General features: G+C 66.9%; 21 protein-coding genes. 7 read left to right on the plus strand and 14 right to left on the minus strand.

Annotated features, from left to right (window positions below; translation table 11 throughout):
* Window positions 1-203 precede the first annotated feature (203 nt).
* Entirely contained in the window at window positions 204-1,118 is a 915-nt protein-coding gene (gene lpxC, locus VFK57_20540) for a UDP-3-O-acyl-N-acetylglucosamine deacetylase (protein ID HET7698115.1), read from the plus strand.
* A 62-nt stretch (window positions 1,119-1,180) separates the two neighbouring features.
* Here lpxC and VFK57_20545 read toward each other — a convergent pair whose 3' ends face one another.
* The 4 genes from VFK57_20545 to VFK57_20560 are packed head-to-tail and all read right to left on the minus strand — an operon-like array spanning window position 1,181 to window position 3,793.
* On the minus strand, window positions 1,181-2,560 hold the full coding sequence (locus tag VFK57_20545) for a radical SAM protein (protein HET7698116.1): 1,380 nt from the start codon (window positions 2,558-2,560) through the stop codon (window positions 1,181-1,183).
* Complete coding sequence (locus VFK57_20550) at window positions 2,561-2,827, minus strand: hypothetical protein (GenBank protein ID HET7698117.1); 267 nt, start codon at window positions 2,825-2,827, stop codon at window positions 2,561-2,563.
* Between the two features lies 1 nt (window position 2,828).
* Complete coding sequence (locus VFK57_20555; protein HET7698118.1) at window positions 2,829-3,170, minus strand: STAS domain-containing protein; 342 nt, start codon at window positions 3,168-3,170, stop codon at window positions 2,829-2,831.
* Window positions 3,167-3,793, minus strand: a complete 627-nt coding sequence (locus VFK57_20560; protein ID HET7698119.1) for a sigma-70 family RNA polymerase sigma factor — start codon at window positions 3,791-3,793, stop codon at window positions 3,167-3,169. The genes VFK57_20555 and VFK57_20560 overlap by 4 nt, the downstream gene beginning before the upstream one ends.
* Before the next feature lie 33 nt (window positions 3,794-3,826).
* Between VFK57_20560 and lysA the strand changes: the two genes are divergently transcribed.
* Window positions 3,827-5,074, plus strand: a complete 1,248-nt coding sequence (gene lysA / locus VFK57_20565; protein HET7698120.1) for a diaminopimelate decarboxylase — start codon at window positions 3,827-3,829, stop codon at window positions 5,072-5,074.
* A gap of 57 nt (window positions 5,075-5,131) precedes the next feature.
* Window positions 5,132-5,704, plus strand: a complete 573-nt coding sequence (gene tmk / locus VFK57_20570; GenBank protein HET7698121.1) for a dTMP kinase — start codon at window positions 5,132-5,134, stop codon at window positions 5,702-5,704.
* Here the strand turns inward: tmk and VFK57_20575 are convergent.
* From VFK57_20575 to VFK57_20610, 8 genes are all read right to left on the minus strand, one after another.
* Complete coding sequence (locus tag VFK57_20575) at window positions 5,688-6,395, minus strand: ComF family protein (protein HET7698122.1); 708 nt, start codon at window positions 6,393-6,395, stop codon at window positions 5,688-5,690. The genes tmk and VFK57_20575 overlap by 17 nt on opposite strands.
* The gene (gene rsfS / locus VFK57_20580; protein ID HET7698123.1) at window positions 6,352-6,771 is read right to left on the minus strand and encodes a ribosome silencing factor; all 420 of its coding nucleotides are present in this window, start codon (window positions 6,769-6,771) and stop codon (window positions 6,352-6,354) included. Before rsfS ends, VFK57_20575 begins: the two co-directional genes overlap by 44 nt.
* Window positions 6,772-6,776: 5 nt before the next feature.
* Window positions 6,777-7,505: a nicotinate-nucleotide adenylyltransferase gene (nadD, locus tag VFK57_20585; protein HET7698124.1), complete on the minus strand. Its 729-nt coding sequence runs from the start codon at window positions 7,503-7,505 to the stop codon at window positions 6,777-6,779.
* Window positions 7,505-8,572 (minus strand): GTPase ObgE, encoded by a 1,068-nt coding sequence (obgE, locus tag VFK57_20590; GenBank protein ID HET7698125.1) that lies wholly within the window; start codon window positions 8,570-8,572, stop codon window positions 7,505-7,507. Before obgE ends, nadD begins: the two co-directional genes overlap by 1 nt.
* A 60-nt stretch (window positions 8,573-8,632) precedes the next feature.
* Window positions 8,633-8,893 carry a 50S ribosomal protein L27 gene (gene rpmA / locus VFK57_20595; protein HET7698126.1) on the minus strand — a complete coding sequence of 87 codons (261 nt, stop codon included), beginning with the start codon at window positions 8,891-8,893 and terminating at the stop codon, window positions 8,633-8,635.
* Window positions 8,894-8,928: 35 nt separating this feature from the next.
* Window positions 8,929-9,243 carry a 50S ribosomal protein L21 gene (rplU, locus tag VFK57_20600; protein HET7698127.1) on the minus strand — a complete coding sequence of 105 codons (315 nt, stop codon included), beginning with the start codon at window positions 9,241-9,243 and terminating at the stop codon, window positions 8,929-8,931.
* Between the two features lie 140 nt (window positions 9,244-9,383).
* Window positions 9,384-10,241 (minus strand): hypothetical protein, encoded by an 858-nt coding sequence (locus VFK57_20605; protein HET7698128.1) that lies wholly within the window; start codon window positions 10,239-10,241, stop codon window positions 9,384-9,386.
* Entirely contained in the window at window positions 10,207-10,536 is a 330-nt protein-coding gene (locus tag VFK57_20610) for a tetratricopeptide repeat protein (GenBank protein HET7698129.1), read from the minus strand. The genes VFK57_20605 and VFK57_20610 overlap by 35 nt, the downstream gene beginning before the upstream one ends.
* A gap of 309 nt (window positions 10,537-10,845) precedes the next feature.
* On the opposite strand from VFK57_20610, the gene dprA reads away from it, so the two are divergent.
* From dprA to VFK57_20630, 4 genes are all read left to right on the plus strand, one after another.
* On the plus strand, window positions 10,846-11,985 hold the full coding sequence (gene dprA / locus VFK57_20615) for a DNA-processing protein DprA (protein ID HET7698130.1): 1,140 nt from the start codon (window positions 10,846-10,848) through the stop codon (window positions 11,983-11,985).
* 8 nt (window positions 11,986-11,993) lie between these two features.
* Window positions 11,994-14,432, plus strand: a complete 2,439-nt coding sequence (gene topA, locus VFK57_20620) for a type I DNA topoisomerase (GenBank protein HET7698131.1) — start codon at window positions 11,994-11,996, stop codon at window positions 14,430-14,432.
* 100 nt (window positions 14,433-14,532) lie between these two features.
* Window positions 14,533-15,954, plus strand: coding sequence for a methylenetetrahydrofolate--tRNA-(uracil(54)-C(5))-methyltransferase (FADH(2)-oxidizing) TrmFO (gene trmFO / locus VFK57_20625; GenBank protein HET7698132.1), 1,422 nt, complete (start codon window positions 14,533-14,535; stop codon window positions 15,952-15,954).
* The gene (locus VFK57_20630) at window positions 15,909-16,826 is read left to right on the plus strand and encodes a tyrosine recombinase XerC (GenBank protein ID HET7698133.1); all 918 of its coding nucleotides are present in this window, start codon (window positions 15,909-15,911) and stop codon (window positions 16,824-16,826) included. The genes trmFO and VFK57_20630 overlap by 46 nt, the downstream gene beginning before the upstream one ends.
* A 97-nt stretch (window positions 16,827-16,923) precedes the next feature.
* Here VFK57_20630 and VFK57_20635 read toward each other — a convergent pair whose 3' ends face one another.
* Both VFK57_20635 and VFK57_20640 read right to left on the minus strand, forming a co-directional pair.
* Window positions 16,924-18,318 carry a sigma-54 dependent transcriptional regulator gene (locus VFK57_20635; protein ID HET7698134.1) on the minus strand — a complete coding sequence of 465 codons (1,395 nt, stop codon included), beginning with the start codon at window positions 18,316-18,318 and terminating at the stop codon, window positions 16,924-16,926.
* Between the two features lie 14 nt (window positions 18,319-18,332).
* Window positions 18,333-19,517 carry an ATP-binding protein gene (locus VFK57_20640; protein ID HET7698135.1) on the minus strand — a complete coding sequence of 395 codons (1,185 nt, stop codon included), beginning with the start codon at window positions 19,515-19,517 and terminating at the stop codon, window positions 18,333-18,335.
* Window positions 19,518-19,606 lie beyond the last annotated feature (89 nt).

The raw sequence follows: 19,606 nt of genomic DNA on the forward strand, positions 1-19,606 counted from the left end.
TCAGTGTGGTAAATCAGCCACGGTCTTGAGGCTGGATTCTGTGGCTGGACGGCCACAACAGTGGTGTCGTTCCGGGATCTCCCACCCGGGCCTAACCTATAAGTATCCGAAAAATCAACAGTTTAGCTGCGGACAGCAGGTCGACCTTGGAGTGGCAGCCGGTTTGCTGAGCTGGGGATGGCGCCCCCAGCCGTAAAGAGGTCATGATCGCGCAGCGCACCCTTCGTCGTCCTGTCTCCTGCTCCGGAATCGGTCTGCACTCCGGCAACAAGGTCACGCTGTCGCTGAAACCGGCGCCGGCGGACTTTGGCATCCGATTCCAGCGCGCGGATCTCGGCGGCCTCGAAGTTCCGGCCACCGTTACGCACCTGGGAGGCATTCAGCTCGCCACCGGCCTCACCCGCGAAGCGGTGTCGGTCGAGACGGTCGAGCACCTGCTCGCGGCGCTGACGGCGCTCGGCATCGACAACGTCATCGTCGAGCTGAACAGCCCCGAAGTGCCGATCATGGACGGCAGTGCCGCGCCGTTCGTCTATCTGATCCTGAACGAGGCGGGCGTCAAGAAACTGACGGCGCCGAAGAAGTTCCTGAAGGTGCTGCGTCCGATCTCCCTGAGCCAGGGGGACAAGCGGATCGCGCTCTATCCCTCGGATCACTTCAAGGTCACCTACAGCATCAGCTTCGATCATCCCCTGATCCGGCACCAGTCGCGGACGATGCGGATCACGGAGGAGACGTTCGTCGAGGAGATCGCTCCGGCGCGGACGTTCGGCTTCCTGAAGGAAGTCGAGATGCTGCGGCAGCGCGGACTGGCGCTCGGCGGCTCGCTCGAGAACGCGATCGTGCTGGGCGAGACCGGCGTGCTGAACAACGCCCTGCGCTTCGAGGACGAGTTCGTGCGCCACAAGATTCTCGACGCCATCGGCGATCTCTCGCTGGTCGGCTACCCGGTCATCGGCCACCTGGTTGCGCACCGCGCGGGTCACGCGCTGCACACGGCGTTCGCCGCGCGGATCCTGGAAGAAATGGATGCGTGGAAGGTCGTCGAGGCGGACGGCGTGTCCGGGGCGGTCGTGCCGGTCCCGGCGGCCGCCAAGGCGCCACAGCCCGTGGCGTAGACGGGTTCAACCGAGTTCTACGGGTTCTACGGGTTCTGCCGCTTCTACAGGTTCGCGGGCGGCTAGTTGACCTCCAGGTCTCGAACCGTCGTCCGCGACCCCGACTGCTCGAACCAGTCGATTCCCTCGCTCACCAGATCGAACTTCAATCTGTAGCGGCCGGGTGTCTCCGGCGCCTTCACGGTGATCGGGATCTCGACGGTCGCGCCCGCCTGCAGGTGGGACGGGAGCCAGGCGCGCTCGTAGTCGCGGTTGAGCAGGGTTCCATCCGCGGCGCAGAGCTGCGCGCCAAGGCGGACCAGGCGGCGTCCGTAGGTCGCGGTTGCGGGGAACGGACGGGTCGACAGATTGGTGACCCGGGTGGTGATGGCCAGCGGCTCGCCCGCGCGCGCCTTCAGCGGGGCGCCGCCGACGCGATCGAGCCAGGATCCTCGGCCGACCTCGATCGCCGCGCGCGGCGTCGCGCCGGGGATGGCATTGCCGAGCCCGCTCCGATCCCAGATCTCGTTGGCGATGCGCTCGTACTCGGGCGTGCCGGGGACGAACCGCCGCGAGAACATGTCCTCCGGGTGATCGGTGATCTCCCAGCTCAAACGATCGACGCCAATCTCGGCCGCCATGGACCTCGCCCGCGTCATCTCGGCGTCGCTGTCGTTGTGCGTGAAGAGGATGTAGCGCCAGTTGACGAACGGCACGTCGAGGCCGCGCTTCCGTTTCTCGTCGACCAGCGCCGACAGGTTGCGGATCGCCTTGGCGAAGTCGCCGCGCTGGCGGTACTTCACGTAGCTCTCGGGCGTGGCGCCGTCGATCGAGAAGGTGACTTCGTCGATGCCGGATCGGGCCAGCCGCCGCGCGCCCTCCTCGGTGAGCGCCAGGCCGTTGGTGCTCGTGTAGAGATACACGTGAGGGAAGCGCGACTTGATGTACTCGACCATGTCGAGCGCGCGCTTGTGGAGGAACGCCTCGCCGTAGTTGAAGAAGTCGATGCGGCCGAGCGAGGGGCCGGCCTCGTCCACGACCCGGGTGAACAGGTCGTAGTCCAGCATCCCCGCCTGCCGCGTGCGGGTGATCCCGGTTTCCGGGGCGCAGCACGATTGATTGCACGAGATGTTACAGGCGGCGGTGCATTCGATGTAGAGCCGGGACGGGAGCAGCCCGACGTCGAGTCCGCGCCGGGGCGGCGCCTCGTCCTTCTTGAGCGGAAGCTTGAGCGGGCAGTCGCCGCAGAATTTCGATCCGCCGTTGACGAGGTCCCGCCGCAGGCTGGAGGCACGCTCGCCGGTCCACACCGCGGACACCGACGCCTCCGTCTTCAGATCGCCCAGAACCCGCTTGCCGTAGGGGTCGGCGCAGCCGCAGACCAGCCGGCCGTCGCACAGGAGCACCATCGTGCTCCACGGCCAGCTGCACGTAAACCGGGTCGCCAGGTAGTTGAGGGACACCTACTTCTTGGTGAGCCGCTTGACGTACGCCCCGAGCCGCTCGTTCTCGTACGAGACGATGTTCAGGAACAGGCTCTCGGACAGATACTGCCGGCGCTCGTCGTCCGACATCTGCTCGATGATGTGCTGGATCTCGCGCGCCATGTCCTCGAACGTGGACTGCAGCTGCTGGTTGGCGGAGATCTCCTTGTACAGCGACTCGAGCACCGTCAGCAGATCGCCGTCCAGCGTCAGCGCCGCGCCGGTGGTCATCTTGATGGTGCGCATCTCAGGCTCCGAAGCTTTTGACGGCGCTGGGTTCGTCCGGGTGCACCTCGATGAAGTTCTGGGCCCCGGTCATCGTCAGCATGGTCTCGACGCGCTTCTGCACGCCGGCGAGCTTGAGCGCGCCGCCGGCGGCGCTGGCCTGCCGGTAGAGATCCATCAGGCAGCCGATGGTCGCGCTGTCGACGTACCCGACCGACGAGAGGTCGACGACCACGCGGCGCTCGCCCGAGGCGATCAGCTTCTGCACCGCCGCGGAGAACTCCGACAGCAGCGGATACATGAGGCGTGATTCGCCCACGCGGACGACGGCGATGCCGTTGGCGTGTTCGGTCGTGATGTTCATCCCACACTCCTCGCGCCGCGCTTCCGCGGGCGAACCGGCTGCTTGTCCTGCAGCCGCTTCAATTGGTGCGCCAGCTCGATGCGCCCCCGGTTGATACGCGACTTCACGGTCCCCTCGGGCAGGCCGAGGCGATCCGCGATCTCCTGATACGACAGCTCCTGCAGATCGCGCAGCACCACGGCGGTGCGCAGCGTCACCGGCAGCGTCTCCAGCGCCTGCCGCAGCTGCGCGCGGAGATCCTGATGCTCGGCCTGCGCGTACGGCCCGCGCTCGCTGGTGGCCGGCTGCAGGTCGGTCGAGTCCACGTCCCGCGCGATCGTCTGCCGCTCCTTGCGCACGCTGCGATAATGATCGATGCACAGGTTGCGGCTGATGCTGATGATCCAGGTCTGGAAGTTGGCGCGGCGATCGAACGTGTTCAGCGCCTTGAAGATCTTCAGGAAGATGTCCTGCGTCAGATCTTCCGCCTCGTCATGCTTGCCGACGAATTTGTAGGCGACGTTGAAGACCTTGCGCCAGTTCTGCCGCACCACCTGTTCCCAGGCCAGCTGATCGCCGGCCAGGCACTGCTCGATGAGACTGTCGGGCGTGGCGGGCTGCGCAGCCGCGGAATCAGCAGACATGCGTCGTAATCTGGTATCTTACACTCTTTTCCCGTGACCGGATTTTACCGTCAGGGCGCCGCGCTGGTGTGCGACGGCGTGCCGCTCGACTCGATCGCCGCCACGCACGGGACGCCGCTCTACGTCTACAGCGCCGCGACCATCGCGGAGCGCTATCGCGCCATCGACGAGGCGTTCGCCGGCTATCCGCACACCATCCATTACGCCCTCAAGGCGAACTCGACGCTCGCCATCGCCCGACTGCTGCGCGCCCTGGGCAGCCACGCCGACGCGAACTCGGGCGGCGAGATCGACGTCGCGCTCCGCGCCGGCTTCCTGCCGCCGCAGATCGTGTTCACCGGCGTCGGCAAGACCGCGGCGGAGCTCGGCCACGCGATCGATCTCGGCGTCCGCAGCATCAACGTCGAATCGGAAGGAGAGATCGAGCGCATCGAGGCGCTGTCGCGCGCGCGCAAGACGCGCACGCGGATCGCCATCCGGGTGAATCCGGACGTCGACGCCAGCACCCACCCGCACATCTCGACCGGGTTGAAGACCAACAAGTTCGGCATACCGCTCGATCAGGTGCGCGCGCTCTGCGCCCGCCATCGCGGCCGGCCGAACATCCAGATCGTCGGTCTCCACGCCCACGTCGGGTCGCAGATCACCAGCGTGGATCCGCTGGCGCGCGCCGCGGCGGCGCTGGTGACGCTCGCCGGCGAGGTCGCGATCGACGGGACGACGATCGAGCATCTCGACATCGGCGGCGGCCTCGGCGTCTCCTACGACGGCTCTCCGGTGCCCGGCGCGGCCGACTACGCGCGCGCGGTGCTGCCCATCGTCCGCGCGTCGGGCCTCGCCATCGTGCTCGAGCCGGGACGCCATATCGTCGCGCCCGCCGGTGCGCTGGTGACCCGCGTGGTCGACGTCAAGGAGCGCGGGTCGGCGTCAGACAGCCTGTTCGTCGTCATGGACGCCGGCATGACGGAGCTGATCCGGCCGATGATGTACAACGCCTTCCATCGCATCGAGCCGGTCGTCGAGAACGGCGCCCGGCCGGTGACCGCGGACATCGTCGGGCCGCTCTGCGAGAGCAGCGACACGCTCGGCAAGAACCGCACGATTCCGCGGCCGGCGGTCGGCGATTTCTACGCGGTCCTCGACACCGGAGCCTATGGCTCGGTGATGGCGTCGAACTACAACCGCCGGCTGCTGCCCGCGGAAGTCATGGTCGAGAACGGCGAAGTCCGCCTGATCCGCCGCCGCCAGACGCTCGAGGACGTGCTCGCCCTGGAGCTCTGAGGCCCGCAGTCGATTCCCATGTCCCAACCCCCGACTCCAGCGGCACCCAAGGGTTTGTTGATCGCGTTCGAAGGACTCGATCAAAGCGGCAAGCAGACGCAGGCCGAAGCGCTGCAGCAGGCGCTCGAGCACCGCGGACGCACGTGCCTGCTGCTCGATTTCCCTTCGTACGAGACCCGGATCGGGAACGAGATCGAGGCCGGTCTGCACGGCGGCCGCGATTACGGGCCTGACGTCATGCAGCTGCTCTACGTGGCGAATCGCTACGAGAAGAAACCGCGCATCCAGGCCTCCCTCGCCGAGGGAACCATCGTGATCTGCGATCGCTACCTGGCCTCGAGCATCGCGTACGGCGAGGCCTTCGGGCTCGACGGCGCGTGGCTGTCCGAGATGCAGAAGTACCTGCCGCCGCCGGACCTCACGATTCTGCTCGACATCGCGCCGGACACCGCCGCCGGACGGAAGACCAGCAACCGCGACAAGTACGAGCGCGATCTCGCGCTGTTGTCGCGCGTGCGCGAGAGCTATCGGCGCCAGGCGGCGTCGCCGCGCTGGCTTCGCCTCGACGGCGAGCGTCCGAAGGACGCCGTCGCGGCCGAGGTGTTCGCCGCGGTCAGCCGCCTGATCTGAGCCGCGCCTGCGCCGCCGTCAGCGCGCGCACCTGCCTGGCGCCGGCCGCCAGCAGCGGCGCCGCACACGCGTTGAGCGTCGCCCCCGTCGTGCACACGTCGTCCACCAGTACGATCACGCGCCCGGCGATCTCGCTGGCCGCGACCGCGAGCGCGAACGCACCGTCCACGTTCGCATGACGTCGGGCCGCCGGCAGGTCCGCCTGCGCCGTGGTTCGTCGCACGCGGACCAGTCCGTCGATCAGCGGCAGGCCGACGCGCTCTGCCAGCGCGCGCGCCTGGTTGAATCCGCGCGTCCGCTGCCGTGAGCTGTGGAGAGGAACGGGCACGACGGCATCCGCGCCGTCGAGCACGAGCGAACCGGCGTCGCGCATCCGCGCCGCCAGCCGGCGCGCGATGGTCGGCCGCGGATCGTACTTGAGCGCGTGGACGACGTCTTTCAGCGTGTCCTGGTAAGGGCCGATCGCCGCGGCGAGGGAAATGCCCGGAGGGTAGGAGGAACAGCCCAGCGGCGTGACCGGGACGATTGCCGACCAGCATGGATCGCAGACCGGGCCGCGCGTCGGCTCGTCCAGCGGGCGGCGACAGGCGGCACAGAGCGGCGCCAGTACGATCGCGACCAGGCCGTCGACGGCCCGGCGGCCGATGTCAGCGAGCCGGCTCGTCCGCGATGTCGATGCGCTCGGCGTCACCCCACAGCCGCTCCAGTGAATAGAACTCGCGCGTCTGCGGCGTGAACACGTGCACGATGAAGGTGAAGAAGTCCATCAGCACCCACTCGCCGCGGTCGTAGCCTTCCACGTGGTTCGGCCGCACCTTCGCGGCACGGAGCGCTTCGTCGATCGCGTCGGCGATCGCGTGCACCTGCCGCGTGTTCTGGCCCGAGCAGAGCAGGAAGAAATCGGTGAAGGCCGGCGTGTGCCGGAGATCCAGCACGACGACGTCCATCGCCTTCTTGTCGAGGGCGGCCTTCACCGCCTTCGCAATCTCGCCGGTCAGTTTCCGGCTCCGCGCCGCGCCTGGGGATTTCGCCGTGGTCGTGGAACGCTTTCGTTCAGTCTTGGCCATGCAATTTATCGGCCCTGGTTGTACAGACGGTGTTGGTGAATGTGGGCTTCGACGAGCGGCGGGACGAGACCGGCGATCGGCTCGCCGCGCTGCAACCGTTCGCGCACGATGGTTGACGAAACGTCGGGTGTAACGGCCGGCAATAGATAGATACACGGCGTCGCCGCGGGTTGCGCCGTCGCCGGCCGCATCCGGCCGGCCAGGGCCGGCAAGCGGGCGGCCAGCGCGTCGACCGAGTGCCCGGGGCGCGTCACCACCACGAAGTTGGCGAGATCCAGCACCTCCGGATAGCGCTTCCAGGTCGCAATCTCCGCGAAGGCGTCCGCGCCGGTGATGAAGAAGATCTGCGACGGCGTCGCGCCGGCCGCATGCTGCCGCTCGAGCGTGTCCGCCGTATACGACGGACCCTCGGAACGCAGCTCGTCGTCGCTCGCTTCGAACCGCGGCATTCCGGCCACCGCGAGACAGGCCATCGCGAACCGATGGAAGGGGGACGCCAGCGGCTGGACGGCGCGATGCGGTGGAATGCGCGACGGCAGCACGAGGACGCGTGAGAGATCGAGCGCGTCGCGCGCCGCGGCCGCCGCCGCGAGATGGCCGCAGTGGATGGGATCGAGGGTGCCGCCGAGGATGCCGATTCGAGGGTCGAGGGGCGAGGGGTGAGGTTCGAGGGGCGAGGTTCGAGGGGCGAGGTGCGAGCCGCGAGGTTCCGATGCCGGTGTCCCTGGCCGCATCAAGCGTCGATCCTCGAGCCTCGATCCTGGTTCTTCGATTCCACCAGCCTCTTCCACGCTGCTTCGAGCAGCAGCGGCAGCCCCTCGCCGGTCGCCGCAGACACAGCGTAGAGCGGAACGCCGGCGTGCTGCAAATGCGCGCGGAGCCGCTCGAGCCGCGATGGATCGTCCAGCGCGTCGATCTTGTTGGCGGCGACCACGACCGGCTTGTCCTGCAGCCGCTCGCCCGCGGCATCGCGGCCGGGAAACATCTGCAGCTCGCGGGTAATCGTCTCGTAGTCGTCGATCGGATCGCGCCCCGACGCCGACGACACGTCGATCACGTGAATCAAGACCCGCGTCCGCTCCAGATGGCTGAGGAACCGGTGACCGAGGCCGTGCCCCTCGTGCGCCCCTTCGATCAATCCGGGCACATCGGCGGCGACGAACGAGCGGTCGCCCGAGAGGCCGACGACCCCGAGGTTCGGCGTCAGCGTGGTGAACGGATAGTCGGCAATCTTCGGCTTGGCCGCCGAAATCCGCGAGATGATCGTCGACTTGCCGGCGTTGGGGTACCCGACGATCCCGACGTCGGCCAGCAGCTTGAGCTGCAGCCGGAGGTCCTTTTCCTCGCCGGGCAGTCCCGGCTGCGTCCGCCGGGGAGCGCGATTGGTCGCGGTCGCATAGCGCGCGTTCCCCTGGCCGCCGAGTCCCCCCTTGGCGATCTCGATCGGCTGCCCTTCGGCGGTGAGGTCCGCAATCAACACGTACTCGCCGCCGTCGCTCCCGGGCCGCTTCTCGTACACCTGCGTCCCCACCGGCACCTCGAGGACGATGTCGGCGCCGGACTTGCCGGTGCGGAGCGAGCCTTCGCCCTGCGCGCCGTTCGGCGCCGCGAAGGCTTTCTGGAACCGGAAATTGAGGAGGGTGTTGAGATTCGCGCGGGCGACGAGATAGACGCTGCCGCCCCTGCCGCCGTCGCCGCCGTCGGGCCCGCCGCGGGGGACGAATTTCTCGCGGCGAAAGCTCATGGCGCCCTTGCCGCCATGGCCCGCCGCGACGTGAATCTCTACTTCGTCGACAAACATCGTGGGGCGCTGGGCGCCGCGGCGCGGCGGTTCCTTGCGGTGGAGCCGGGAACCTGCGCCTTACTTCGCCAGCGGAACGATCGAGATGACGCGGCCGCGGGCGCCGTGATCGCTGAACTTGACGGTACCGTCGATCTTCGCAAACAGCGTGTCGTCCTTGCCGAGCCCGACGTTGAGGCCGGGGCGGAAGCGCCGTCCGCGCTGGCGCACGAGGATCGATCCGCCGGTCACCACGTTGCCGTCGAAGCGCTTCACGCCAAGGCGCTGCGCGTTGCTGTCGCGCCCGTTTCGTGTACTACCGCCGCCCTTTTTTGTTGCCATGATGCCCTTACGCTGACGCGCAGCCGAAGCTGCGGCTACAGTTTGATTTCGGTGACGCGCACGCGCGTGAAGGTGCTGCGATGCCCCTTGGTCCGGCGCATGCCCTTGCGGCGCTTCTTCTTGAAGACGCGGATCTTCGGGCCGCGTGACTCGCCGTCGACCACGCCGACGACCTTCACGTTCGCCACGAACGGGGAGCCGGCCAGCACTTCGCCGCCGTCCTTCTCGAGGAAGAGGACGCGATCGATACTCACTTCGGTGCCCGGCTCGACGTCCACCCGATCCACTTCAATCACGGCGCCCGGCGTCACCTTGACCTGACGGCCGCCGCTCTGGATGATTGCAAACACCTCTACCGTCCTTTTGCTGGGAGACGCAAAACCCTAGAATACCAAGAAATCGGCGAATTTGGAAATCCGGTGGGCCGGCCGGCAATCCGGGCGCGGCAGCGCCGGCAACCGTCGATGACCCGATCACCCGATGACCCGATCTACTTCAGGAGGACTCGGGTTCCGCGGATCTTCTGCGCGCTGAGCGTGCTGAGGAACGAGGGCATGATCCGGTCCATCAGCTCGAAATAGGTCGAGAGGGCCGGCACGCTCTGGTTGTTCGGGTAGAGGATTTCCTCGTGAAAGGTCTCGGAGTAGACGACGGCGCCGGTGCGGCCGTCGATGAAGACGAACCGCGGCTGCAGGATGAAGCCCTTGCGCTCCATGTAGGTGCGCACCGGGATCACGCTGCGGCGGCCGAACGAGTCGTAGACCTCGCGGTTCTGCATCACGAAGCCGTTGGCCTGGTGCGGCGTGAAGAGCACCGTGCCGGTGACGATGAGCGGGGTCTGGTATTCCTCGCCGAGCTTCTTCCAGTACGCGGCGTCCGCGAAGATCTTGTCGTACTTCGCCAGGTCTTTCTCGTTGCGGATGCTCGATTCCGGCCGGCGCGGATCGGCGGGCTTCGGCTCGCCGGCGGGCTTCACCATGTCGGCGGTCGGGATCGGTCCGACCGGCATCACGCCGGTGGACGTCGTGGTGATGGTGCGCGCGTCGTCGGCCGATTCGACGGCGGCGATCTCGGCGAGCGGCAGCACCTCTGCTTCGATCACGCGCAGCGGCGATTTCGAGCGCAGCTGGCTGCGCAGGAGGCGGACCGTCTCGAGATTCGCGTCGACGTCGTCACTGCCGCCGCTGATGAAGCCGGCGACGAGCACGCGCTGGAACGCGGTGACGTCCATCTTGGGCTGAATGGGCGTCTCGATGGGGATCTCGTAGAAGCCCGCGCAGCCGGCCAGCGCGAGCGAGCACACGAGGACGAGGCTACTTGTTGCCGCTGCGGCGCTTCGTGCGGTCATTGATTTCTTTGAAGAGATCGTAGTTCTGCCGGATCATGAGGTTCTTCGGATCCAGCTCCAGCGCGCGTTCGTACGCCTTCTTCGCCTCCTCGAATTTCCCCTCGTGCTCGTAGGCGATCGCGAGGTTGTTCCAGGCGGCGGCGTACGTCGGATCGAGTTCGACCGCCTTCTGCCAGCGGTAGAGCGCTTCGTTCCAGAGATTGTTCTGCGCGACCTTGATGCCGAACTCGACCTGCTGCTTCGACTTCCCGCGGTCCTGCGCGGACGCCGCCGCTGGCGCGAAGAGCACGACCACGACTGAGAAAAGAATCAGTCGGCGCATGGGATAGGCGGTCAATATACCAGTTTCCTGTCGGCGTTCACGTCAAACACGCGAGAAATCTCGATGACAGTTCTGAGCAATGCATGTACCAGAGCTCTGCCCGGGGCGCGCCGAGAAATCGGGCCCAATTACGCCCGTTTTGGTAAGTTCCGACGAGTCTCGTAAGCCGGAGGGGGATCCCCGATGGCACGGAGAGGCCTATAATAAGGACACAGGGTCAGGCACCGATGCTGCGCGAGCGGCGCCGGAGCCGGCCCTGTTCGCGCGACAGGACCTGTCGCGATGGATCTTCACGCCGCGGTCGCCCTTTCGACGCTCACCGGTCTCACGCGCGGCCGCGCATTCGCCGTTTACAAGGAACTCATCGAGCAGGCCGGCTCGACGTCGCTCGAAGAGGTGATCGCGTGCGCCGCGCCGGGGGCGAACGTCGAACGGATCGCCGACGCCGCGCGCGCGCAGGCAACGGCGCTGCTCGACGCGGCGGCGGCCAGCGGCATCGTCGCCGTCCGGAGCGTGGATGAGGGGTATCCGCCTCTGCTGCGCACGATCGCGGACCCGCCGCCGGTGCTCTGGGGGCGAGGCGACCTCGCGTCACTGACGCGGCCGGGGGTCGCGATCGTCGGCTCGCGCGCGGCGACGAGCTACGCCCTCGAGGTGGCGGCGCGGCTGGCGGGCGAGCTCGCCGGCCGCGGCGTGCTCGTCGTGTCGGGGCTGGCGCGCGGCGCGGATGGCGCGGCTCATCGCGGATGCCTGGCGGCAGGCGGCGCGACCGTCGCCGTCCTGGGGAGCGGCCCCGACGTCATCTACCCGCCCGAGCACCGCGAGCTGTCCGTAAGTATCTGCTGCGGCGGGGCGCTGGTCAGCGAGCACGGGCCCGGCGTGCCGCCCCTGCCGGACCACTTTCCGCTGCGAAACCGGCTGATCAGTGGGATCTCGCTTGGCGTGGTGGTCGTCGAAGCGAACGAGAAGAGCGGATCCCTCATCACCGCCCGATACGCGCTGGAGCAGGGCCGGGACGTCATGGCGGTCCCGGGAAGCGTGCTCGGCGGCCGGAACCGCGGCTCCCACGCGCTGCTGAAAGACGGCGCAAAGGTCGTGGAGACTGCGGACGATATCTTGGAAGAGCTGGGCTGGTCTCAGCCGTCGTCCGGGTCTGCCCGGACCGCGCCGGAGACGGGGGATCGCCCGGGTCCGGGCGGGCGCGGATCGCGGCTCGACGAGAAAATTTCCAGTAAATCGCTGAGGGATGAGGATTTACTCCAGAACCTCACCCCCGGGGAATCGTACGACGTCGACGAAATGTCTGCTACGGTGGGATTGGCCGGTGGCGCGCTGCTGCCCCGGCTGACCCAGTGGGAGATGCAGGGAAGAGTCGTCAAGCTGCCCGGCGGCCGCTACGTGCGGCGCGACGGACGCGGATAGTTGGAACTATGGCCAAGTCACTCGTCGTGGTCGAATCGCCCGCCAAGGCGAAGACCATCAACAAATATCTCGGCAAGGACTACAAGGTCGTCGCCTCCATGGGGCACGTCCGCGACCTGCCCAAGAGCAAGCTCGGCGTGGACGTGGACGAAGGCTTCGAGCCGTCGTACGAGGTCATCGCGTCTCGCAAGAAGGTTCTGAAGGAGCTCAAGGACGAGGCGAAGAAGTCGAGCGACATCTTCATCGCGACCGACCCCGATCGTGAAGGAGAGGCGATCGGCTGGCATCTGGCGGAGGAGCTGGGCACCGGCAACCGCAAGAAGATCCGGCGGCTGATGTTCAACGAGATCACCAAGAAGGGGGTGCTCGCCGCGCTCGAGAAGCCGACCGCGATCGACAAGAAGATGGTGGACGCGCAGCAGGCGCGGCGCGTGCTCGATCGGCTCGTCGGCTACAAGATCAGTCCGCTGCTCTGGGACAAGGTCCGCCGCGGCCTCAGCGCCGGGCGCGTGCAGTCGGTGGCGCTGAAGCTGGTGTGCGATCGCGAGCGCGAGATCAACGCCTTCGTCCCCGAGGAATACTGGAACATCACGGCGCGGCTCGCCGCCGCCCTGCCGCCGGAGTTCGATGCCAGGCTCCTGAAGAAGGCGGGCGCCAACATCAAGGTCGGCAGCGAGGCGGAATCGAACGCGGTGCTCGCCGATCTGAAGTCCGCGCGCTGGATCGTCGATTCGGTGACGACGAAGGAGCGCAGGAAGAGCGCGGTGCCGCCGTTCATCACCAGCAAGCTGCAGCAGGCGTCGCGCTTTCCGGTGAAGAAGACGATGATGGTCGCGCAGCAGCTCTACGAAGGGGTGGAGCTGCCCGGCGAGGGATCGGTCGGCCTCATCACCTACATGCGTACCGACTCGACGCGCGTGTCGGAGCAGGCCATCGCCGACGTTCGCGAGTTCATCGGGACGGCGTTCGGCGCCGACTACGTGCCTGAGAAGCCCAACGCGTACCGGACGAAGTCGGACGCGCAGGACGCGCACGAAGCCATCCGTCCGACGTCGATGCAGTACCATCCCGATGACGTCCGCGCCCAACTGACGCACGATCAGTACTATCTCTACAAACTGATCTGGAACCGTTTCGTGGCGTCGCAGATGCCGCCGGCGACGTTCGACGACACCACGGTCGACGTCGCTGCCGCGGATTACCTGTTCCGCGTCAAGGGCTCCGTCCCCAAGTTCCCCGGCTGGATGGCGGTGTACAGCCAGCCGGTCGCGCCGGCGCCGGACGTCGAGACGGTCGCGCCCGGCCCGGATGCGAAAACCGCGGAGGACGACGAAGACTCGAGCGTGCTGCCGCCGCTGGCGCAGGGAGACGTGCTCACGCTGCGCGAGCTGAAGCCGGAGCAGAAGTTCACGCAGCCGCCGCCGCGCTACACCGAAGCCACGCTGGTGAAGGCGCTGGAAGAGAACGGCATCGGCCGGCCGTCGACCTACGCGTCGATCATCAGCGTCATCCAGGCGCGCGAGTACGTGAACAAGATCGAAGGCAAGTTCAAGCCGACCTTCCTCGGGCTGATGCTGGTCGAGAAGCTGCTCAGTCCCGCGTTCGACGACATCCTCGACGTCAACTACACGCGCGAGCTGGAAGAGGATCTCGACAAGATCGAGTCGGGCGAGTCGAACTACGAGAAGACGCTGGCGAGCTTCTACAAGAAGTTCCAGAAGGATCTGAAGCGCGCCGCGAAGGAGATGGTCAACCTCAAGGAAGGGGTCGAGCCGGATCCGGCGGTCGCGTGCGACAAGTGCGGCAAGCCGATGGTGATCAAGGCCGGCAAGTTCGGCCTGTTCCTCGCCTGCAGCGGCTATCCCGAGTGCGAGAACACGCGCGAGCTCGAGACGCCGGAAGCGGGGGCCGAGGGGGAGTCGCTCGAGGAGACCTGTGAGAACTGCGGCAAGCCGATGGCGGTCAAGCGCGGGCGGTTCGGCCAGTTCCTCGCCTGCACCGGCTATCCCGAGTGCAAGACGACCAGGAAGATCATCGCGACGAAGCAGGGCATCACGGCCGCGAAGCCGGACCAGATCATCGACGAGAAGTGCCCGAAGTGCGACTCGAACCTGGTGATCAAGCAGGGGCGCTTCGGCGAGTTCACCGCCTGCAGCAGCTATCCGAGCTGCAAGTACGTCAAGCAGAAGACCACCGGCGTGCTCTGCCCGAAGGACGGCGGCGACATCGTCGAGCGCAAGTCGCGCCGGGGCAAGGTCTTCTTCGGCTGCGCCAACTACCCCGACTGCGACTTCACGCTGTGGAACCGTCCGGTCGCCGAGAAGTGCCCCGACTGCGGCGCGCCGTTCCTGGTGGAGAAGATCACCAAGAAGCACGGCCGTCAGCTGATCTGCAACAACGAAGAGTGCAGTTATGCCCGTCAGGCGGAGGAGTTGACGACCGCCTGACGGCCGTCAACTCCCAACGGAGCTGCTACCGTGGAGTTGGGCGCCTTGTGTTTTGGGCGTTTTGGGCGTTGGGCGTTGATTGGGAATTGGGAGTTGGGACTTGGGAATTGACAGCCGCCGCAGCCGCCGCATCACTATCATAGGCGGCGGTCTGGCGGGTTCCGAAGCCGCCTGGCAGGCTGCCGCGCGCGGCGTCCACGTCGTTCTGCACGAGATGCGGCCGGTCAAGCCGACGGCGGTGCACAAGACCGACGGCCTGGCCGAGCTCGTCTGCTCCAACTCCTTCCGCGGAGACAAGCTGGACAATGCCGTCGGCCTTCTCAAGGAAGAGATGCGCCGGCTCGGCTCGCTGATCATGCGCTGCGCCGACGAGGCGCGTGTCCCGGCTGGCGCGGCGCTGGCGGTCGATCGCGACGTGTTCTCGTCGCGCGTGACCGAGGCGATCGGATCGCATCCCCTGATCTCGATTCGTCGCGGCGAGGTCCAGGCGATTCCATCATCCGGCGATGGTCCCGTGATCCTCGCCACCGGTCCGCTCACATCCGACGCGCTGTCCGCCGAGATCGCGGCGCTGGTCGGATCGAAGCATCTGTATTTCTACGACGCGATCAGTCCGATTGTCTCGGGTGAGTCCATCGACCGCGCGAAGATCTATCGCGCGTCGCGCTGGAACAGGAGCCTTCGAAGCGATCGGCAGATCCCGGGTCCTTCCGATCAACCCGGTTGTTCGATCGACGACGGCGAAGGGGACTACCTGAACTGCCCCTTCACGAAAGAGGAATACGAAGCCTTCTACGCCGCCCTGATGGCCGCCGAGAAGACCGCGCTGCACGACTTCGACAAGCCGGCCTTTTTCGAGGGCTGCCTGCCGATCGAAGTGATGGCGGCGCGCGGCGTCGATACGCTGCGGTTCGGACCGATGAAACCGGTCGGGCTGCCGGATCCACGGACCGGACGCGAGCCGTACGCCGTGGTGCAGTTGCGGCAGGACAACCTTGCCGGCGATCACTTCAGCCTGGTCGGCTTCCAGACGCAGATGAAGTGGGGCGAACAGGCGCGCGTGCTGAGGATGATTCCGGGCCTGGAGAACGCCGAGTTCGTCCGCTTCGGGATGATCCACCGCAACACCTACGTGAACGCGCCGACGGTGCTGCGCCAGACCTGGCAGACGCGCATGCGCCCGGACCTGTTCTTCGCCGGACAGATGTCGGGCGTGGAGGGGTACGTCGAATCCGCGGCGTCGGGCCTGATTGCCGGCCGGAACGCGGCGGCGCTGGCGCTCGGCGAAGGGCCGTCCGTGCCGCCGCGCACGACGGCTATCGGCGCGCTGGCCTATTACGCCGCCCACGCGGATCCGAAACATTACGTACCGTCGAACATCGCGTTCGGCCTGATCCCGCCGCTCGAGCAGCGGGTGAAGAGCAAGAAGGACCGCAACGTGGCGCTGTCCGATCGCGCCCTGAAGGATCTGGCGGAGTGGTTAGAGAGCACCTCAAAGCCTTTCTCGAGCATCTCCGGCTGAACGAGAACGCCTCGGCGCACACGGTGCGCGCCTACGACAGCGATCTCACGCAGTACCTCGCCTTCCTGGCGGCGCACACCGGCTGCCGCGTCTCGGAGCTGGTGCCGGAGCACCTGGATCATCTGGGCGCGCGGGCGTGGCTCGGCGATCTGCACACGCGCGGCAACAGCAAGTCGTCGGCGGCACGGAAGCTGTCGGCGGTGCGCGCGTTCGGCCGCTATCTGCGCCGCGAAGGGCTGCTCGAGGGAGATCCCGCGTCGCTGGTCGGCACGCCGAAGCGGGAGCAGCGGATTCCGAACCATCTCGCGGTCGACGAGATGGCCAGGCTGCTCGAGATGCCGGACACGTCGCAGCCGCTCGGCCGCCGCGACAAGGCGATCCTGGAGCTGTTCTACGCCTCAGGGCTGCGGCTGAGCGAGCTGGTGGGGCTGGACCTGGAGGACGTGAACCTCTCGGGCCGCGTGGTCCGCGTCCTCGGCAAGGGGCGCAAGGAGCGCATCGTCCCGTTCAACCGGACGACGGCGGAAGCCCTCCGGACCTGGCTTGCCGACCGTGAAGGGGTCAGACCCGGGTCTGGCTCCAAACGGCGGGCCCGCGAGCCGCTGTTCCTGAACTATCAGGGGGGGCGGCTCTCCACGCGCAGCGTGGACAAGCTCGTGCGGCGATATGTGGCCGCCTGCAGCACGCGCTACGGCATCAGCCCGCACGCGCTGCGGCATTCGTTCGCGACGCACCTGCTGGAAGCCGGGGCCGATCTGCGGGCGATTCAGGAGCTGCTCGGCCACGCGCAGCTCAGTACCACGCAGCGCTACACGCACGTCAACGCGGCGCAGCTGATTGAGACCTACAGAAAGGCGCACCCGAAGGCGTAGAACTTGGAAATTTGGAAATTTGGAAATGTGGGAATTTGGAAATGTGGAAAGCAAAAATTAGATTTCCAAATTTCCAGATTTCCAGATTTCCAAATTCCTACGCGACGTCGACCATGCGGCGGCCGCGCGGGTACTCGATCGCGAGCGTCTTGATCTTGTAGTTCATCACGCGCGGGCTGATTGACAGCAGCTCCGCGGCGTCCTTCTGCACCCAGTTGGACATCTTCAGCGCCTCGATCAGCGCCTGGCGCTCGATCTCCTCGAGCGCGATGCCGGTGGGCGGGATCTTCACGACCGGGCTGCTCTCGCCCGACTGGGTGGAGGTCGACAGCTCGCCCAGCCGCAGATCCGAGCTGGTCACCTGCGAGCCCTCGCAGAGGAGCACGGCGCGCTCGATCGAGTTCTCGAGCTCGCGGATGTTGCCGGGCCAGTTGTAGCGCATCAGCAGCTTCAGCGCATCGGGCGAGACGCCGTCGACGCGCTTCTTCAGCTCGCTCGCGAAGCGGCGCAGGAAGAACGTGGCCAGCGCCCCGATGTCGTCCTTGCGCTCGCGCAGCGGCGGCATCTCGATCGAGACGACGTTCAGGCGGTAATAGAGATCCTCGCGGAACTGGCCGTTGGCGACCATCTGCGGCAGGTTGCGGTTGGTCGCGGTGATGACGCGGACGTCGCAGCGCAGCGTGCGGGTGCCGCCGAGGCGCTCGAACTCGTGCTCCTGCAGCACGCGCAGGATCTTGGCCTGCGTGTTGGCGCTCATGTCGCCGACTTCGTCGAGGAACAGCGTTCCGCCGTCCGCCTGCTCGAAGCGGCCGACGCGCTGCTTGTCGGCGCCGGTGAACGCCCCCTTTTCGTGCCCGAACAACTCCGACTCGAGGAGATTCTCCTGCAGCGCGGCGCAATTGACCTTGACGAAGTTGCGCGCCGCGCGCAGCGAATTGTGGTGGATGGCGCCGGCGATCAGCTCTTTGCCGGTGCCCGTCTCGCCGCGAATCAGACAGGTCGTGTTGCTCTTGGCGACCTTCTTGACGATGGCCAGCACCGACTGCAGCGCGCCGCTGGCGCCGATGATGCGATCGAAGTCGTAGATGTCCTGCTGGGTGTGGCGGAGGTACTCGATCTCGTGCTTCAGGCGGCGGTGCTCGAGGGCCTTCTCGACCTTGAGCTCCATCTCCTCGATCTCGAACGGCTTCTGCACGTAGTCGAACGCGCCGATCTTCATCGCCTCGACGGCGGTGTGGACGGACCCGAACGCGGTCATCAGGATCACCGCGCTGGTCGGATGCAGCGCCTTGGCGGTGCGCAGCACGTCCATGCCGTCGCTGCCGCCCATCTTCAGGTCGCTGAGCACCACGTCGTACTGCCCTTCGTGGAGCTTCTCGATGGCAACGTTGCCGTTGGGGGCCTCGTCCACGTCGTGCCGCGCGTCGGAGAGCGCGCGGACGATCCCCCTTCTCAGCGAATCGTGGTCATCTGCAACAAGAATCCGTCCCATAACATCCTCTTTGACTAGCCGAACAGCTGCTGTTGGTTGCGCACCGGCAACGTGACGCGGAACACCGTGCCGCCGCCGGGGCGCCCCCCGACGTCGATGCGCCCGTCGTGCGCGTCGACGATCTTGCGGACGATGGCCAGGCCCAGGCCCGAGCCCTGGGGCTTGGTGGTGAAGAACGGGCTGAAGATCCGATCGATCACTTCCGCCGGGATACCGGGCCCGTTGTCGCTGATGGTGATCAGAATCGTCGGGCCGGTCGCCTGCTCGGCCGCGGTCGCCGTCTCGTCGTCGGCATCCACCGCCGTGGCGGCGATCTCGATCGCGCCGGAGCCGTCCATCGCCTCGAACGCGTTGGTCAGCAGGTTCGTGAAAATCTGTCGGAGCTGGTGCGGATCCCCCTGGATCGGACGCAGCGCTTCGGGGAGATCGACGCGGACCTCGACCTGCCCCTTCAGCGGATGACTGTCCGCGATCGCGATCGCGTCACGGATCACGTCGGTGACGGCAATCTCCTCGACCTGCAGGCGGATCGGCCGGACGAAGGCGAGCACCTCCTGGACGATCACGTTCGCCATCTTCGCCTCCTTGATGATGTCGGCGAGGATGTTCTGCGCGTCGGGCGACTCGGGCAGCTGCCGTTTGAGAATGCCGGCCATGACCTCGATGCCGGCAAGCGGGTTCTTCACTTCGTGCGCGATCGCCGCCGCCATCTCCCCCAGCGCGGCGAGGCGGTCGCGCAGGCGCTCGCGCTCCTCGAGCTGTTCGACGCGCGTCAGGTCCTTGAAGAACAGCGTCGCGCCCGCGTCCCGGCCGCGCGCGTCCTTCACGTGCGAGAGCGTGTAGCCGAGCACCTTCTCGCTGTTGCGGAGGCGCAGCTCGGCGCGGTTGGGCAGGTGCGACAGCTCGAACGCCCCCGCCAGGATGCGGACGACGTCGGGGGCGTCCTTGAGGACCTCCGCATACTGCCGGCCGATGTCGGCGGGGCTCGGCCGCAGCCCCAGCGTCCGGTAGGCGATGTCGTTCATGACGGCCACACGTCCGTCCGTCGTAATGGCGATAACACCATTCCTCAGGTTCCAGACCATGTCGCGGTAGAACCCGTCCGGAACGACCCCGGACTCCGCCAGCGGCTCCGTCTGGTCCGGCCGGCCCGCCTTGGCTTTGCGTGTACGCGCAGTACGGCCAGGCTTGGCAGTCATGTCGGATGCCAGCATTGTAATGATGCGCACAGGGCAAACGACGTGCCCCGCTATTTATTAGGAATATCGAGCATTTCGCCGCTTTTGAC

The organism is Vicinamibacterales bacterium (assembly GCA_035699745.1).
Classification (GTDB): domain Bacteria; phylum Acidobacteriota; class Vicinamibacteria; order Vicinamibacterales; family 2-12-FULL-66-21; genus JAICSD01.